16 protein-coding genes are annotated in these 16,590 nt (G+C 39.0%); 5 read left to right on the top strand and 11 right to left on the bottom strand.

All coding sequences use genetic code 11. The annotated features are described in order from the left end of the window. Nucleotides 1-75: 75 nt before the first annotated feature. Nucleotides 76-1,677: an isocitrate lyase gene (locus FTV41_RS02645; RefSeq protein WP_004977281.1), complete on the bottom strand. Its 1,602-nt coding sequence runs from the start codon at nt 1,675-1,677 to the stop codon at nt 76-78. 645 nt (nt 1,678-2,322) lie between these two features. Here FTV41_RS02645 and FTV41_RS02640 point away from each other — a divergent pair. The 3 genes from FTV41_RS02640 (at nt 2,323) to FTV41_RS02630 (ending at nt 6,087) form a co-directional block, all read left to right on the top strand. After that, nucleotides 2,323-3,312 carry a LysR family transcriptional regulator gene (locus FTV41_RS02640; RefSeq protein ID WP_004977282.1) on the top strand — a complete coding sequence of 330 codons (990 nt, stop codon included), beginning with the start codon at nt 2,323-2,325 and terminating at the stop codon, nt 3,310-3,312. A gap of 137 nt (nt 3,313-3,449) precedes the next feature. Next, a complete protein-coding gene (locus FTV41_RS02635; protein WP_104852324.1) occupies nt 3,450-4,778 on the top strand; it encodes a hemolysin family protein in 1,329 nt (442 codons plus the stop codon). Between the two features lie 103 nt (nt 4,779-4,881). Then, nucleotides 4,882-6,087 carry an IS256 family transposase gene (locus FTV41_RS02630; RefSeq protein WP_179996062.1) on the top strand — a complete coding sequence of 402 codons (1,206 nt, stop codon included), beginning with the start codon at nt 4,882-4,884 and terminating at the stop codon, nt 6,085-6,087. A gap of 130 nt (nt 6,088-6,217) precedes the next feature. Here FTV41_RS02630 and FTV41_RS02625 read toward each other — a convergent pair whose 3' ends face one another. The 3 genes from FTV41_RS02625 to FTV41_RS02615 form a co-directional block, all read right to left on the bottom strand. Further along, nucleotides 6,218-6,724, bottom strand: a complete 507-nt coding sequence (locus tag FTV41_RS02625) for a hypothetical protein (RefSeq protein WP_004977287.1) — start codon at nt 6,722-6,724, stop codon at nt 6,218-6,220. A 313-nt stretch (nt 6,725-7,037) separates the two neighbouring features. Continuing rightward, nucleotides 7,038-7,217 (bottom strand): hypothetical protein, encoded by a 180-nt coding sequence (locus FTV41_RS02620; RefSeq protein ID WP_131262037.1) that lies wholly within the window; start codon nt 7,215-7,217, stop codon nt 7,038-7,040. A gap of 304 nt (nt 7,218-7,521) precedes the next feature. After that, nucleotides 7,522-8,514 (bottom strand): NAD(P)H-quinone oxidoreductase, encoded by a 993-nt coding sequence (locus tag FTV41_RS02615; protein WP_179996061.1) that lies wholly within the window; start codon nt 8,512-8,514, stop codon nt 7,522-7,524. A 152-nt stretch (nt 8,515-8,666) separates the two neighbouring features. On the opposite strand from FTV41_RS02615, the gene FTV41_RS02610 reads away from it, so the two are divergent. After that, nucleotides 8,667-8,987: a co-chaperone YbbN gene (locus FTV41_RS02610; protein ID WP_004977299.1), complete on the top strand. Its 321-nt coding sequence runs from the start codon at nt 8,667-8,669 to the stop codon at nt 8,985-8,987. A 24-nt stretch (nt 8,988-9,011) separates the two neighbouring features. Here the strand turns inward: FTV41_RS02610 and FTV41_RS02605 are convergent, their stop codons facing one another. The 4 genes from FTV41_RS02605 to FTV41_RS02590 all read right to left on the bottom strand — a co-directional run bounded on the left by FTV41_RS02605 (nt 9,012) and on the right by FTV41_RS02590 (nt 13,060). Continuing rightward, complete coding sequence (locus FTV41_RS02605; RefSeq protein ID WP_278519314.1) at nt 9,012-10,853, bottom strand: GGDEF domain-containing protein; 1,842 nt, start codon at nt 10,851-10,853, stop codon at nt 9,012-9,014. A 161-nt stretch (nt 10,854-11,014) separates the two neighbouring features. After that, complete coding sequence (locus FTV41_RS02600) at nt 11,015-11,356, bottom strand: FKBP-type peptidyl-prolyl cis-trans isomerase (protein WP_004977304.1); 342 nt, start codon at nt 11,354-11,356, stop codon at nt 11,015-11,017. Nucleotides 11,357-11,414: 58 nt separating this feature from the next. Next, nucleotides 11,415-11,945, bottom strand: coding sequence for a YaeQ family protein (locus FTV41_RS02595; RefSeq protein ID WP_179989704.1), 531 nt, complete (start codon nt 11,943-11,945; stop codon nt 11,415-11,417). A gap of 92 nt (nt 11,946-12,037) precedes the next feature. Next, the gene (locus tag FTV41_RS02590; RefSeq protein WP_179996060.1) at nt 12,038-13,060 is read right to left on the bottom strand and encodes a GTP-binding protein; all 1,023 of its coding nucleotides are present in this window, start codon (nt 13,058-13,060) and stop codon (nt 12,038-12,040) included. Between the two features lie 521 nt (nt 13,061-13,581). Here FTV41_RS02590 and FTV41_RS02585 point away from each other — a divergent pair. Then, entirely contained in the window at nt 13,582-13,794 is a 213-nt protein-coding gene (locus tag FTV41_RS02585) for a hypothetical protein (protein WP_004977309.1), read from the top strand. A 183-nt stretch (nt 13,795-13,977) separates the two neighbouring features. Here FTV41_RS02585 and FTV41_RS02580 read toward each other — a convergent pair whose 3' ends face one another. The 3 genes from FTV41_RS02580 to FTV41_RS02570 form a co-directional block, all read right to left on the bottom strand. Beyond that, complete coding sequence (locus tag FTV41_RS02580; protein WP_004977311.1) at nt 13,978-14,499, bottom strand: acyl-CoA thioesterase; 522 nt, start codon at nt 14,497-14,499, stop codon at nt 13,978-13,980. Between the two features lie 348 nt (nt 14,500-14,847). Further along, entirely contained in the window at nt 14,848-15,018 is a 171-nt protein-coding gene (locus FTV41_RS02575) for a hypothetical protein (protein ID WP_179996059.1), read from the bottom strand. A 355-nt stretch (nt 15,019-15,373) separates the two neighbouring features. Continuing rightward, complete coding sequence (locus FTV41_RS02570) at nt 15,374-16,348, bottom strand: patatin-like phospholipase family protein (RefSeq protein WP_179996129.1); 975 nt, start codon at nt 16,346-16,348, stop codon at nt 15,374-15,376. Nucleotides 16,349-16,590: the final 242 nt, after the last annotated feature.

Below are 16,590 nucleotides of genomic sequence, written 5' to 3'. Positions count from 1 at the left end.
AAGTTCTTTGACTATTTTAAATAGCCATAAAAAAAACCCTGCATCAGCAGGGTTTTCTTTTAAACCATCAAGCGATTACGCGTTGAATTGGTTCATTGTGTTTTTAGCTTCGTCCGCTGCTTTAAGCGCGTTGTCACCAGAGAAAATTTCTTTGTGATCGTCACCGATGTCAGAACCAGCCATTGCTTGGTGTTTAACACAAGCGATACCACCGCGGATTTCTTTACGTTGTACGCCAGCAACATAAGCCAACATACCTTCAGAACCGAAGTAACCTTGAGCAAGCTCGTGAGTAGAAAGAGCAGCTGTGTGGTAAGTAGGCAGAGTGATCAAGTGGTGGAACACGCCTGCTTCACGAGAAGCGTCTGCTTGGAATGTACGTACTTTTTCGTCAGCTTCAGCAGCCAATTCAGAATCGTCGTACTCAGCGCTCATTAATTTAGCGCGGTCGTATGCAGATACGTCTTTACCTTCAGCAACCCAACGGTCGTACGCTTGTTGACGGAAGTTCAGTGTCCAGTTGAATGATGGAGAGTTGTTGTAAACAAGTTTCGCATTTGGCACAACTTCACGTACACGGTTAACCATGTGAGCGATTTCTTCTACGTTTGGAGTCGCAGTTTCGATCCAAAGAAGGTCAGCACCGTTTTGTAAGCTAGTTACACAGTCAAGTACAACGCGGTCAATTTGAGTGCCTTCACGGAACTGGTACAAACCAGAAGCTAAACGCTTAGGACGGTGTAATTTACCATCACGCTTGATTAGGATTTCGTCTTCTTTCGCTTCAGAGATGTCAATTTCTTGAGTGTCTAAGTAGCTGATGTATTGAGAAGCGATGTCGCCTGGCTCTTTAACTACTGGGATTTTTTGAGTTAAGTCAGCGCCTTCAGAGTCAGTACGTGCAACGATGATACCGTCGTCAAGACCCATTTCTAAGAACGCATAACGTAACGCGTGGATTTTAGCGATGAAGTCTTCGTGTGGAACAGTTACTTTACCAGCTTGGTGACCACATTGTTTCGCGTCAGAAACTTGGTTTTCGATTTGAAGTGCACATGCACCCGCTTCGATCATTTTCTTAGCTAATAAGTAAGTTGCTTCTTCGTTACCGAAACCAGCGTCGATGTCCGCAATGATTGGCACAACGTGAGTTTCAAAGTTGTCGATTTGAGCAGTGATTTCAGCAGCTTTAGCAGTATCACCAGCGTCTTGTGCTTTTTTAAGTGCGCGGAACAAATCGTTTAATTCTTTCGCGTCAGCTTGACGTAAGAATGTGTAGATTTCTTCGATCAATGCAGGAACAGAAGTTTTTTCGTGCATAGATTGGTCAGGAAGTGGACCGAATTCTGAACGAAGTGCAGCAACCATCCAACCAGAAAGGTAGATATAACGGCGTTCGGTAGTACCGAAGTATTTTTTGTTCGCAATCATTTTTTGTTGCGCAACAAAACCGTGCCAGCAACCTAAAGATTGAGTGTATTTGCTTGAATCAGCATCATAAGCAGCCATATCACGACGCATAATCGCAGCTGTATATTTAGCAATATCTAAACCAGTTTTGAAACGGTTTTGCATTTGCATACGCGCAGCATCTTCAGGACTGATGTCTGCCCAAGTGTTGCCGAATTTTGCTTTTAATTCGCGGATTGCATCAATCGCTGTTTGGTATGTAGTCATGATATTGTACCCTGTAATATTATTTAGGATTTATCAATCGAAGGCTAAATCGCGCTTATGCTTGATTGCTCAGATTTAGAGCACTTCGTTACGATGAATACAGAGTAGAGTGACTGAATGAATTAATCCAATATTCTCGTGTAATTCTCGGTATTTTTTAAAAAAATGTATAGATCAAAGTCTTAATTCACAAAAACAATAAAAACACAACATATTGATTTTAAAAACCTTATTTAGAAAATCAATCAAATATCTTTGCTTACAAATTCATCTCTGTGCCGATATTTTCTGCATTAGACTTAAGTCTTGCATTTCATAAAAAATGCTTGCATTGGCGATTTCTGCCATTTTTTAGCAAAATTTTGCTGCTTTTCAGCGCAATGTAAGTGCATAAGTTTCATACAAAATAGAAGCTGCTATCAGTTCTGCCAATGCTTTTAAGTGTTTTTGCATTTAAGATTAAAAAGTATAGATGCAGTACTAGGCAACCTACATTTCTTTAGGAAATAATGATGGGGCTGGCTGTTTTTATTCAGATTTTTTGCTGTTTATCTCGTCGATTTTTTCATCATAATTTATACACAAGCCTTACGGCTTATGGCATAATTCCAATAATTTAGTGATTTTATTTTCGGTATTTATTTTATGAATCTGGAGCGGGTTGATCTTAATCTATTAATTTATCTTGACGTCTTACTTCGTGAAAAAAATGTAACCCGTGCTGCAGAACAATTGGGCGTTACCCAACCTGCGATGAGTAACATTTTACGTCGTTTGCGCAATTTATTTAATGATCCCCTGCTGATTCGTTCTTCTGAAGGCATGACGCCAACTGAACGTGCCTTAGAATTACAACCGCGTATCCGCGATGCCTTATCTGACCTTTCTATGATTTTGGAGCCGCGTACTGAGTTCCGCCCTTATACTTCAAATCGTGTATTTCGGATTATGACCTCCGATTACGCAGAAGCCACATTAGTCCCACGCTTGGTTAAAGCTTTACGCTCTGAAGCACCTAATGTGGTATTAGACTTTTTAACCCCGAGTGATGTGTCTTATCGCGACATGGAACAAGGTAAAGTCGATTTGGCGATTAACCGTTTTAATGAAATTCCACAAAGTTTCCATCAGGTTTTAGTTTGGCGTGATAGTTTTTCTTGCCTGCTCAATCACAAACACCCTGCTGCCAATAACCTGAATTTAAAAAGCTACTTAGATGCACAACATATTTGGGTTTCTAAAACAGGTATGGGCGTTGGTTTTGGTGTGAATCCAGAGAAACAAGCGGGACTGGGTTGGATTGATCAAGCTTTAGAGCGTATTGGACAAAAACGTAAAATTTCGGTGTTTACCCGTCATTATCAAATGCCTGCACTACTCGCGTCTAATGTAGATTTAGTCGCAACCTTACCTACACGTATTGCGCGCTTACAAGCCAAAAGCCAAAGTTTACTGATTAAAGACCCACCATTTTATATTCCAGAATTTGAATTAAAGATGGCATGGTGTCCGTTGTTACATCATCACCCTGCACACCGTTGGTTACGCCAATTGATTTTATATGTAGCGCGCCAAATGATTGAAGAAGAAAACCGTGAGTTTTTACTGAATAACTCTCAATTTTCAGCCTATTAATTAAAAATTCACTGAACTTATTGGTACAAACGCTTATACTCAGATGAGGAATATTTCGATATTCCTCATTGTTTAATCATGATTTAATAAAGATTCAAATTGTTATATTTAAAATAATATAATCCACAGGTGGATTCGTGAGCCTCTTCCAGAATATTGTTATTATCCTCATCCTCATTGTCGGAGCTGGTTTTTTATCGCTGACTGAAATTGCGTTGGCTGGTGCACGTAAAGTTAAACTGAAAATTCTAGCCGAATCAGGCGATGAACGTGCCCAAAAAGTTTTAGACCTACAAGAAAACTCAGCTGATTTTTTTGCTGCCTCACAAATTGGCTTAAACGCAGTTGCCATTTTAGGTGGTATTTTAGGTGAAGGCGCATTCCGTCCTTATTTTTACAACTTAGTTGTGCGCTTCTATCAAGGACCATGGGCTGAAACGCTTAGTTTTGCCTTGTCATTTACCTTAGTGACTTCGCTGTTTATTTTATTTGCCGACCTAATGCCTAAGCGTTTGGCAATGATCGCCCCTGAAAAAATTGCGGTATCGGTGATTAATCCGATTCAAATTTTTATTCGGATATGCAAGCCTTTGGCATGGATGATTAATGCGATTGCCAACGTGCTGTTCCGTTTATTCAAAGTAAACACCACGCGCGAAGACAATATTACATTTGATGATATTTCTGCAGTCATGGATGCAGGCGCTCAAGCAGGTGTTTTACAAAAGCAGGAACATCACTTTATCGAAAATGTGTTTGAACTTGAAGAACGTAACGTACCTTCGAGTATGACCACACGTGAAAATGTGGTGTTTTTTACTCTAAAGGAATCAGAAGCCAGTATTCGTCAAAAACTTGCAGAATATCCTTATTCGAAATTTTTAGTCTGCAGTGAAAATATTGATGATGTGATCGGCTATGTTGATGCTAAAGATATTTTGGTCAGAATCCTCAATAATCAATCTTTACTACAACTAAATGAAAGCACCATCCGTAATGTATTAACCATTCCAGATACACTCACGCTCTCTGAAGTGTTAGATCGTTTCCGCTCGACCAAAGAAAAATTTGCCGTAGTGATTAATGAATATGCATTGGTTGTAGGCGTAATTACCCTGTCTGACATTATGATTACTGTGATGGGCGATTGGGTAACACCTATTGAAGAAGATCAGCAAATCATTAAACGTGATAACAACTCTTGGTTAATTGATGGCAGTACGCCAATTGAAGACATTAAACACGCGCTGCAAATTGATGAAATGCCAGATGATGAAAATTATGAAACCATTGCAGGTTTTATGATGTATAAGCTACGTAAAATCCCGCGTCCTGCCGACTCTGTACTTTTTGATGGTTATAAATTTGAAGTGGTCGACGTCGATCATTTTAAAATTGACCAACTTTTAGTGACACGAATTGTAGAAACGCAGGAAATACAAAACAACACTGAAGCAGATGGATAGTGAGATTCCTTGTATTCGTTCAGCCTGATTGCATCTACATTTTCGGTAGTGTTCAAAAAACTGTGTCATTTCCTTAAACTGTTAAAAACAGGAATGATGCATTATGGCAACTACATTTGATTTTGAAACAGCCTTAAAACAACTCCAGTCAGGACAAGCACTGACTGGAGAAAATGGCATACTCACCCCTTTAATTAAACAACTGACCGAAGCTGCTCTTGAAGCAGAAATCGAGAATTACATTGAAGCGAATCCGAAACAAGGTAATCGCCGCAATGGCTATACTCGCAAGACAGTAAAATCTACATCAGGTTCATTTGAGCTTGAACCCCCTAGAGATCGAAATGGTGAATTTGAGCCACAGTTAGTTAAAAAGAACCAGACCAAATTATCAGAAGAAATTGACAATAAAATCATATCACTCTATGCACTTGGTATGAGCTATCGTGATATTCAAAAGCATGTTGCTGATATGTATGGATTGGAGATTTCAGATGGTGCTATCACCAATATTACAGATAAGCTCCTCCCTCAGTTACAAGCATGGAAACAACGCCCACTCGATACAATTTATCCCTTTGTTTGGTTAGATGCCATACATTACAAAGTGAAGGATAAAGGTGTTTATGTGAGCAAAGCGATCTATACCATTTTAGCTTTAAATGTTGAAGGTAAGAAGGAACTACTCGGCTTGCATTTATCGGAAAGCGAAGGGGCGAACCATTGGCTTAGTGTACTGACAGACCTACAAAATCGTGGTGTTCAGGATATTCTGATTGCCTGTGTAGATGGACTAAAAGGTTTCCCCGAAGCCATAGCAGCGATTTACCCTCAAACAGAAATACAACTGTGTATCGTTCATCAAATTCGTAATTCTTTACGCTATGTTGCCAGTAAAGATCAGAAGGCATTTATGGCTGATTTAAAGCCAATTTACCGTGCTGATACCAAAGGGGCGGCAGAAGTAGCACTGGATGAGCTAGAAGAAAAATGGGGCGAAAAATATGGTGTGGTCATTCAGTCATGGCGTACCAAATGGCATCTACTATCCGCCTATTTCAAATACCCTAAAGCGATTAGGAAGCCGATTTACACCACCAATGCCGTTGAAGCCGTACATCGTCAATTCCGCAAACTAACCAAAACCAAAGGAGCTTTCCCCAATGAGGATAGTCTGATGAAATTACTGTATATTGGTATTCAACAGGCATCAGAAAAATGGACAATGCCTATTCAGGAATGGGGACAAACGATTACTCAATTATCCATTTACTTTGAAGGTCGATTAGATGATATAATTAAAATCTAGTCAAATTTACTGACACAGAATTTTGAACGCCCTCACATTTTCTCGCATTCACAAAAAAGCACCACATCAAAATGAAGTGGTGCTTTTTTAAATCTGAACTGATACTTCTGAAATTTAGCTGAGTATTTACTTAATACTTACTGATCAACTCATCCAATACTGCTTGATAATGAATCGCAATATCTTCAGCTAAAATTTTATAGACATTGTCGAATTGCACCATTGGCCAACCTTCTTTCCAGAAAGGGAAAATATTGTGCAAATCATGCGTTACCACAGCATCTTCACGCACAATCGCTTGTGCAACCTGAGCCAATACTTGTGCAGTTTCTGTGCCATCAATGGCTAAATAATCAATCCCACGTGCTTTTAAAATACGCACACGGTCTTTTTTATAACGAATTTTTTTCATTTGCGCTTCATTTAACTGCAAAGCCAAACTCACCGCTTCTACAAATTTGCTTTCAAATGATTGATTCAGTGCCACCAACGCTGCTTTATGCGCTTCCTGACGACCTGCTTTCCCACCATTACGGATAATTTCTTTTGCCTCTGTGTCTAGCTCATCACTTTTCATAGACTGCAAAATGTCGAGTATTTCGATATCACTTAATGATTCAGGAGATTGGTCAATCATGTACTGCCCTTGGACAAAAATAGCAAAACGCTATTTTCGCACAATTTAGCTAAAAGCTCGACACATTCCGAAGCAATTGTTCACACAAGGCAGTGCTGCACCTATTACAGTGCAGCAGTTTAAAATTGATCTTTCAGCTTTGATCATCCTTGTTTATTTTAAATTTCTTATTGTTCCCTTAGTTTTTCTCCTGAATTTTACCGTCTATTTAAAACCCGTTATTTCAAATGAATAATCCAATAAATAACAGGTTTAACTTTTCAACTCACTTGTACTTTTTAGTAAAAAATAATTAACAGGTTGCTCTTTACACTTAATACAAGTTTTCGCGTTTATCATGATCGAGGCGGTCAATATAGCGCTCTAAATGTAGCATCGCATGATACATTTTATTTAAGTTCCCAACATTGATTTGCTGACGAACAATATTTTTGTGTAACCGTTTTAATGCACGTAGACTGTGCTTTGTCGTATATGCAGATAAAATTTTCATAAGCCTGCTCTCTCTATCAAATTATTTTACATGAACCGTTTTGTAATCTTGAGAATGAATTCAATGAATATAAAGATAAGGTTTATTATTGACAGGGTGTGTCCTACACCTCCTTAATATTTGACTATTTGGAAAAATTTCATTGTGTTGAATTGTAGTTTAAAGGAATATTTATGTAATTATGATTAAAATAATTGCTAAAACTGATTCAAAAAATCTTTGTTAAAATCCTCTATAAAGTACACATAAAAAAACTGACACTCGGTCAGTTTTTTTATGTACGCTGATTTTAAATTTTGAGTCTTTAAATCACTTCCACCACTACTTTGCCCACATGCTCACCTGTATCCATTTCGGCATGTGCTTGTTGAATTTGATCAAACTGGAAAGTTTTATAAATCATTGGCAGACATTCGCCTTTTGCTAACAATGGCCAAACAATCTCTTGCAAGCCTTTGGTAATTTCAGCTTTTTCTGCAGTATTGCGGGCGCGCATGGTCGAACCCGTAATGGTAAGACGCTTCATCATAATTTGACCAAGTTTTACTTCTTTGGCTTTTGCACCACCTAAGAATGCGATATACACCAAGCGACCATCACGACGTAATAAGTTTAAATTACGTTCCAAATACGGCGCACCAACAATATCTAAAATGACATCGACCCCAGCATTGTCTGTCGCTGCATTAATCACTTGTTCAAAATCTTGTGTCTTGTAATTAATTGCTGTGGTGAGATGTGAAATTGCTTGTACTTTTTCATCTGAACCTACGGTTGCAAAGGTTTTTAAACCTAAGGCATTGCACAGCATTAAAGCAGTTGTACCAATACCACTGGTTCCACCATGAATCAGCGCCGTTTCACCTGCTTTGGCTTTACCCATTTGGAATACATTGGCCCACACAGTAAAAAATGTTTCAGGTATCGCAGCGGCTTGTACAAAACTGACACCTGTTGGAATTGTCAAAGTCTGGCTTTCTGGTACAACACAATATTCTGCATAACCACCACCATTGGTTAAGCCACACACTGCATCACCAACTTTAAATTGGCTAACATCTGCACCCACAGCAACTACTTCACCTGCTACTTCTAAACCTGGCACTGGCGTCACGCCTTTAGGCATAGGATACAGACCCTGACGCTGTAAAATATCAGGACGATTCAAACCCAAAGCATGTACTTTGACCAAAACCTCATTGGCTTGTGGCTCAGGTATTGCAACCGTTTCATAGGCTAATTTTTCTGGGCCACCTGGTTCTGTAATAATAATCTGCTGCATTGTGTTTTGTGTCATGGCAAATCCCTGATTGTTTGATGCTGATATGAATTCTGACTATTTGAACATAAAACAGCAAAGCATTAAAACCCAGATTAACTTAGGTATAATTCTCATGCCGTGGTGTTTCATGCGTGATTAAATTTTTATTTATGATTAAAGAGTATGTGATGTCAGAAATTGTGGAATACAACGAAAATAATTACCGTGAGTTTGAATATGAAACAGGCGTTGCGGTGATTCGTTTTTATGCGACGTGGTGTACGCCTTGTGTTCAAAATGCACCATTTTTTGAGCAGCTTGCCCAACTTTTTGATGCTTCGGTAAAGTTTGGCAAAGTGAATGTCGATCAATCTCCAATTTTAACTTTGCGTTATCAAGTCTTTGGTTTACCGACCACTCTGATTTTTAAAGATGGGCAAATTGTTGAACGACTGTCGGGCAATGTTTCTGTCGTACAACTTCAACAAAAAATTCAGAGCTATCTTTAAGCCATGTAGAGTAGCGTCAACATATTAAGTTTGAATTACTACCTGATCGCGTCCTGCATGTTTGGCTTGATACAAATGCGCATCTGCAGCTTTCATAAAATCATCCACGTGCGTATACGCTTGTGCGCGAGTCATCCACGCTACACCGATACTTAAAGTCACATATTGTTTATGGTCTTCTCGTGCTACATGCTCAAAAGCTGCATCACGCACAGCCTGCAAGACCTTTTGCATGAGTGGTGCAATCGCAGGTTGCGGAATATCGTGCAGTAAAATGGCAAATTCTTCACCCCCATAACGTGCCACAAACGCATTTTTAGGCAAAATATCTTGTAAAACTTTAACTAGGTTTTGCAGAATTTGATCGCCTTTTAAGTGCCCATAATGATCATTGTATTTTTTAAAATAATCGACATCGAGCATCGCAAAGACCAAAATATGTCGCTTATTTTGCAAGGTTTCAAAATACAAACGCTGAATTTCTTCATTTAATGCACGGCGATTATATGCCCCTGTTAATGCATCGGTTTTAATCTGTATTTCCAGTTTTTCATTCAAAAGACTGAGTTGTTCAGTGCGTTCCTGCACTTTTAAATCTAACGAGCTGTTTAAATGAATCAGTTTTTGGTTCAAGCGTTCAATGCGCAAGTTATGGTAGGCATAATTTCGTGCCTGCTGAAACATGATAAGCAATGCATAAACACTGGTCGAAATAAAAGATAAATGAATGGAATTGACCAGATTCAGCATTAATAAAAAATCATGAATAAATGTGCCACATAGAATAATTACTGCCCAAAAATTAATTTTGGAATAATCCTCTCCTGAACGCAGGGTTTGATAAAATCCATAAGCAAAATTTGCCAAAATCAAAACAAAGAAAAATGAACTATAAAATGCCAATTGCTGAAAAATAGTGGGTTCTGCCCACAGCGTCACCCCAATATTAAAGCTCAATAACAGCATTGCCGCGCTATATACCCAACGATGCAAATAGCGCGAACTGAGCAAAAACATATAACTCAGGAAAAATAAAATCGCTAAAAAACTAAATAAATATTCGAGTCTTATTCCCCAAGACCAACTTAAATTCAGGAAAGTGGTATAGGCATAGGGTGCAGAAAATAAATTGTGTAATGCCAGAAAAACAATAAAAATGCCGAAAATAAAAATACGCTTGGTCTTTCCACCATTTGCAAGACTAAATGCCGAAAACATCAAGGTAAACAAACCAATACCAAGTACTGCCCCACAAATCATGGCAATACTCATCATCAAACGCTGATACTGTTGATTGATGGTGCGACTTAAACCAATTTTCATTGGATTTTTTAAACCACCTTGCAAGCTCTGAAAGCTAGACGCTTGAATGGTCAGGGTAAAATATTCACTTTCAGGAACAAAATATGCAATTCGTGGGGCATTTTCGGTTTGGTGACTACTCGCATCTGCACCGACTGTGCCAACACGCACCAGTGGATCGCCATTTAAAAATACCCGATAGGCGCCATATTGGTTGGGAATCCAAATCGCAATACGTCTGCCTAGAAATTCTTTTGGAATTTGAAAGTGCCCAATAAAAGTGCCGTAAGTATTGGCATTGCCCATTAAATCTTCAAATGAAGCAGGCAATTCAACGGTATTCGATGCCAGTACCGCACTGGGTTCTTGAATCAATTGTTGCGGATAAAACAACCATCGCCCAGTCAAAATACTCGATTGATCTTCAGTAAATTGAACAGAATTGAGCAGTTGTTGATGTAGATAGTAAGATTCAGGTGCAGACTCATACTGCGCCAACACACACGGTGGTGTGAGTACACTGCACAGTAAAATTAAGAAGAGTAATGCACACTTGTGCCACATCCGAGTGAAATTCAAAAATGCAAAAGTCCTATTGTGCTTGTTTTTTAATCTAATCGTTCTTGCACTAAATTTGAAGTAAAAAATTAAGTCATTTATGCTAGACCTTACTGGCATCGGATGAATGACTTAAATTCTAGCGGTTTGGCTAAGTTGAAAGGTGTTTATTGATCGCGTGTTTTCACATCATACAATTCAATTTCAAAAATCAAATTAGAATTAGCAGGAATGATATTGCCCATTTTGCGCTCACCATAAGCCAAATGCGCAGGGACGATCAGTTTGCGTTTACCACCCACTTTCATCCCCATGATGCCTTGATCCCAGCCTTTAATGACACGACCTGTACCAATCACGGTTTCAAAATAGTTACCACGGTCTAAGGATGAATCAAACTTGGTGCCATCTTCCAACCAGCCTGTGTAATGCGTAGTAATTAAAGCGCCTTTAACCGCTTCTTTCCCCTCACCCACCACCAAATCAATAATTTCTAATTCTGCACTCATGTTCATCTCCAAATATTTACACTTCGATGTTTAAGATAATTTCCAGCTCGTGCAAGTGTTATTGCAACTGTGTCCACTCAATCTGAGCCTGTGCCTGATCACCAATCAATGTCCATTCACCATCCATCACATTCAACTGCAATTGCATGGTACGCTCGCATAACGCTTGAATGGCTTCGGTACTTGCTGGCGATAGTTGCCACACTTCAACATTATTCAAAGTTTTGATTTTACTGTTACGTTTGTACCACTCATCTACCGATGAACCATAAGCAATAATCGCAACTTGCTTACAACGCGAACTGGCTTTTTTGACTTTGTCTTCATCTGGGCAACCAACTTCAATCCACTTAATTAACTGCCCTGTTAAGTCTTTTTCCCACAAAGCAGGCTCATCGGTTTCAAACAAATCTTTGGTAAATTCCAAAGCTTCATCTGCATAACGTGCGAATGCCAAAATACGCACCATCAAACGCTCAATAGTTTCAGAAGGATGCAATGCCATGGTGAGCTGATAGTCACCGTATTGATGCACATCCATATTGGCAATGTTCAAATCTGCCTTATAAATTGTCGCTTTCAGCGCCATTGTCTATTCCTAAAACCATGTTCAAATTTGCCGCTAAGCATAATGGATTTTCTGGGATTTTGCTTTATCGTTTGCCCGATAACGTATAGATTTCAGTCTAGAACCGCAGCAGCATCGACCCGATACGCCAATATTTCAGCCTCAAATTTTGCCCAATCCCGCGCGGTTTGATAAATAATTTCCACCCGATTGTCTGTGCCTTCATCGGTAGATTGATAATTAAATTGCTGCGGATTGAAGTTGAAACTTTTCCAACCCTGATTGGTATAAAAAATTCCTTTAATACGCAGCCAATCTTGCTGTTCACAGAGTAAATCTAATAAGGGATAAAAGTCGAATTGCCAACGTTTAGGCAATTTCCAACCTGCGACTGCATATCCTTGTGCAGTTTCGACATAGTGATATGGCAATTGTTTGATTTCTGCAGACTCTTGCAGATTTGTAGAGCTGACCTTCTGTTGCAATTTTAGCAACGGCTGAATTTTACGCTGTGTACCGACATACGGTATATCCATTTCGGTCAAAGCCAGATGACCCTGTTCTGCTTTCAACCATTTTTGCGCGTAGGCTTGATATTCCTGTTGTAGTTGCTCGAAGGCTTGCTCATCTGCCGCCTGCATTTGATCTGCATGTGATACCACAATAATTTGTGCAGCTTTAAGCTGATCGGCATACAGGTTTTGCTGCGTCCACGCCTGATCATGCAAACGCGAACCGTCTACCACCGTCACCAAGGCACGCATAGATAAATGCGTATGCCAATGTGGTTCAGTCAGTTGTTCCAAGAGTTGTGCAGGATGCCCCAAACCTGTCGGCTCGATGAATAAACGGTCAGGCTTCGCTTCGGACAATAAACGCGACAAAGCAATTTGCATAGGCAATTGGCTGCTACAACATAAGCAACCGCCCAATAACTCTTTGACCTGATAGCCTTGTTGCTGAGGTAAGAGTTGTTGATCGACCCCGATTTGTCCAAATTCATTCATCAACACCGCCCAAACTTCATGTTCTGGTTTTTGGCTGAGTAACTGTTTCAATAAGGTGGTTTTTCCTGCACCGAGAAAACCAGAAATAATATGCGTCGGGACTGCTTTTTGTGGTGCAATTAATTTCAAAATAAGCTCACTTTATTGAATTTCAAACAACTCAAGCATGCTAAGCAAGTTTAGCGATTAGTTCAATCTGAATCTAAACACACTGAAATTTATTCATTTCAGCACATCTATCACCATCATGATTTGAAAAATTCGCTTACATTTATTACGTGATGATCTGCAACTTATTTGGGGAAATACACGAGTTTTAGCCGCTTGATGTTATGTTTTATTGCCAACCACGCAATTTTATTGCGGAAAACACAGCCATTTTGATTGGATTTGACCGCATATTTAAAACAAAAATTACCAAACTACGACCTATTCATCATCATTGTGCGGTTCAAGTAACCGTCATTGTTTTGCTTTGTTGCAAGCATTGATCCCATAGCTTTGGCTCTTTAGCATGAGTTCCTGTTCAGCCCGTTCAAATCAGGTGATGACTGACTTGAACACTTTAGCCGCAATAAGTTTTTTTACTTAATGCTTGTGCTGAGCACTCCCTACTACTCATGAAAAACTTTAAATAAGGATGCCAAACCATGAAATTGACACAAATTTTACTCGCTTCAACTTTTGCTTTTGCCACTGCAACTACTTTTGCTGCAAAGGCTGAATCGACAGCAACAGAACAGGAAAAAGTGGTTGTTTCAACGCAGGAAACTGTGGCTGAACCAGCTTCAGAACAAGCTGCTGCACAACCTGCATCTGAAGCAAGCACTGAAACCCCTGCTGCATCGACGCAACAGCCTTAAAACTTAGATACATTTAAAAATGTAAATCGAATACAAAAACTGAGTTTTCCACCACTCTCTCGGTTTACTCAGTTTTTGTTTATCTACAAAGCCAATCAATATTGCCTTGGACAAAATTAAAAAATAGGCACAAAAAACCTGTCTACAATTGCAAACAGGTTTTCAGCTAAATTTGATGAAAATTTAGTTTTGTTCAGTTTTCTTATAAATGCTGCAAGATGGATGATGATTTTCTTGCAAACGTGCTACTTTACGCTGCTCTGCTGCTTCAAAACGGCAACGCTTCCAGTCATTGTCTAATTTCAACGCAGGGATTTGTTTTGGTTTACCATTTTCATCGACAGCAACCATAGTGAAGTAACAGCTGTTGGTATGGCGCACTGTACGCTTTTGAATATTTTGTGCTTCTACACGAATCCCAATTTCCATTGAAGTACGACCGACATGGTTCACACTAGCAAGGAAAGTCACCAATTCACCCACATGAATCGGCTCTTTAAAGTTCACTTTATCAACCGAAAGAGTCACCACATAACTACCCGAATAGCGGCTTGCACATGCATACGCCACTTGGTCTAATAGTTTTAAAATTGTTCCACCATGTACATTCCCTGAGAAATTTGCCATGTCGGGTGTCATTAACACGGTCATGGTTAATTCTGACTGGTCATCTAACACTGGGGCAATTTGATCTAATGGTGACATCGCGTTCTCTAGACTCTTTTAAAGACAGTAAGATATGAGCCTATTATTATATCGCGTTTATAAAAGTTTGAATGTTCATTTCGGCAACAACTGCATCATTATTATTTATATTGTTTATGATAACATTTATTTAAAATTATAAGACTAAAGACTAAGACTCCCAAGCTGTTATTTTTTAATCCATTTCTGATTTTTTAGAATATTTGTTCAAATTGAATATTACGTGAATCCCCCTGATTCAAGTGTTCAAAAAACAATCTAAAATCTTTTATTCAATGGATTATTCAAGCGAATTTACACGAAAAAAAGTTCAATTTCCCCGTAAATTTTCAAACTTCGCTGCGACATTTAAACCAAGCGCAGCATTTCCTGCGACACATTGCTATAAGTAAAAGTTTGTTCAGTACTCAGTGCAGCTTCAATCACATAAGAACCATCTGGATTAATCATCGTCACTGTAAAAATAACTTGCTCCATAGTAGCAAGTTTCACCTGCTGTCCAATTTCAAAGCCGTGCATGAAGTATCCCCTCGATTTTTTATAAAGTTTTAAAGTCCTGAAGCACAAAAGTTAGGCCGTCTTGGAAGCATGTTCAATTGGTAAACTGCTTAAAAAACGAATTCAGTAAATGCTGCATAGAATAAATGGAAACAGTGCGAAAGAACACGCTAAAAAATTGATTTTAAGTCTAAATACCTATTCTCAGTATTTAGATATTTTTAGGGTATCTTTATTTTTAAACTATAATATCAAATACTTACAAAGAATAAATCTAAGCAATCTAACATTAAAGTTATTTTTATCAAGCACCTAATTAGACTTAAGTTAAATCTGTTGATTTCATTGAATTGACCTAAATGAAGGATCTGGACAGCTATTTAAACTGTCCATAAAGCCCAAAAGTATTACTCACTTTATAGTCTACAATTCTATGCCCATGCGCATAATGATGCTGTTGATAGACCTGATCAATTTTATTTAATTGCGCTGCAGTTGCTTCTGCGCCTGCCAACATGGTCGCTTCGCGCCCTTTCACATCAAAAATATGGGCTTTTTCACGTAAATCGGGTTGAATGACCACATCTGCCAGTTTCAATTCTTCATTGGCCAAATGCTTTTGCATAATATTAATATTTTGGTTAAACAATCCCCACACATTACTGGTTTCAGTATGAATAGGCTGCGCCAAAATATTCACGGCAATCACAATATCTGCCCCTAAATCGCGTGCAACCTTGACAGGTACAGGGCTCACTAAACCACCATCGACATATTCATGTTCTGCAATTTTAGTAGGTACAAACATACTTGGGATAGACACTGACGCACGCACCGCTTGACCCGTATTGCCATAATTAAATACAACTTTTTTGCCTTCTTTTAATTCAGTCGCCACCACGTACATCGGGATTTTAAATTGCTCCAAACGGAGTTGATCGACTTGTACATTGACATAATTTTCAACTTTTTTACCATCAAAAAAGCCTTTTAAATCTAAAGTCACATCCCGCACATCATTGGCTTTCATATTCATGGCAATTTCACGTAATTGCTGTGCATTTTTACCACTGGCATAAATTGAACCGACAATGCTGCCTGCGCTGCTGCCCACAATAAAATCAGGATGAATACCGTACTGCTCAAGTACTTCAATTACTCCAATATGTGCATAACCACGAGCACCACCACTGCCCAAAACCAATGCAACAATTGGACGTTTTTTTTGTTGTTTTAACTGACGAAAATCAATTTGATTCAGGCGTGACTCTGCTTCAACCACGGGCTGCGACTCAAGTAAAGTTTGAGTCGAAAATTGCTGCTGTGATGGCACTGCCTGACATCCCACCATCAGTAATGCTGTAAGAGATACATACCCAATTTTCATAATGACCTTCTTGAATCCATAGGTTTCAGTCGATATTTCACCATCAATCGTGTCAAGGTTGATCAGCCTACTTGATACAGCAACCCTCTTAACGTCAACAGTTATGCTCTCTGTTTTTACCTTGCATGAGCGCCCATAGTCTATCTATTATTTTAACCGATCCTTGTAGTAATTCGTTAAACTGTCACGTCTAGCCACTACAGTGG

This window comes from Acinetobacter sp. YH16051 (assembly GCF_013417135.1).
In the GTDB taxonomy this organism is placed as follows: Bacteria; Pseudomonadota; Gammaproteobacteria; order Pseudomonadales; family Moraxellaceae; genus Acinetobacter; species Acinetobacter towneri.
This window is presented reverse-complemented; position numbering and strand designations above follow the sequence as displayed.

Bases quoted from the DNA above. Each gene is read 5' to 3' on its own strand.
- FTV41_RS02645 (WP_004977281.1), bottom strand. From the start codon at position 1,677: ATGACTACATACCAAACAGCGATTGATGCAATCCGCGAATTAAAAGCA.
- FTV41_RS02640 (WP_004977282.1), top strand. From the start codon at position 2,323: ATGAATCTGGAGCGGGTTGATCTTAATCTATTAATTTATCTTGACGTC.
- FTV41_RS02630 (WP_179996062.1), top strand. From the start codon at position 4,882: ATGGCAACTACATTTGATTTTGAAACAGCCTTAAAACAACTCCAGTCA.
- FTV41_RS02625 (WP_004977287.1), bottom strand. From the start codon at position 6,724: ATGATTGACCAATCTCCTGAATCATTAAGTGATATCGAAATACTCGAC.
- FTV41_RS02620 (WP_131262037.1), bottom strand. From the start codon at position 7,217: ATGAAAATTTTATCTGCATATACGACAAAGCACAGTCTACGTGCATTA.
- FTV41_RS02615 (WP_179996061.1), bottom strand. From the start codon at position 8,514: ATGACACAAAACACAATGCAGCAGATTATTATTACAGAACCAGGTGGC.
- FTV41_RS02610 (WP_004977299.1), top strand. From the start codon at position 8,667: ATGTCAGAAATTGTGGAATACAACGAAAATAATTACCGTGAGTTTGAA.
- FTV41_RS02605 (WP_278519314.1), bottom strand. From the start codon at position 10,853: ATGTGGCACAAGTGTGCATTACTCTTCTTAATTTTACTGTGCAGTGTA.
- FTV41_RS02600 (WP_004977304.1), bottom strand. From the start codon at position 11,356: ATGAGTGCAGAATTAGAAATTATTGATTTGGTGGTGGGTGAGGGGAAA.
- FTV41_RS02595 (WP_179989704.1), bottom strand. From the start codon at position 11,945: ATGGCGCTGAAAGCGACAATTTATAAGGCAGATTTGAACATTGCCAAT.
- FTV41_RS02585 (WP_004977309.1), top strand. From the start codon at position 13,582: ATGAAATTGACACAAATTTTACTCGCTTCAACTTTTGCTTTTGCCACT.
- FTV41_RS02580 (WP_004977311.1), bottom strand. From the start codon at position 14,499: ATGTCACCATTAGATCAAATTGCCCCAGTGTTAGATGACCAGTCAGAA.
- FTV41_RS02575 (WP_179996059.1), bottom strand. From the start codon at position 15,018: ATGCACGGCTTTGAAATTGGACAGCAGGTGAAACTTGCTACTATGGAG.
- FTV41_RS02570 (WP_179996129.1), bottom strand. From the start codon at position 16,348: ATGGTGGGATGTCAGGCAGTGCCATCACAGCAGCAATTTTCGACTCAA.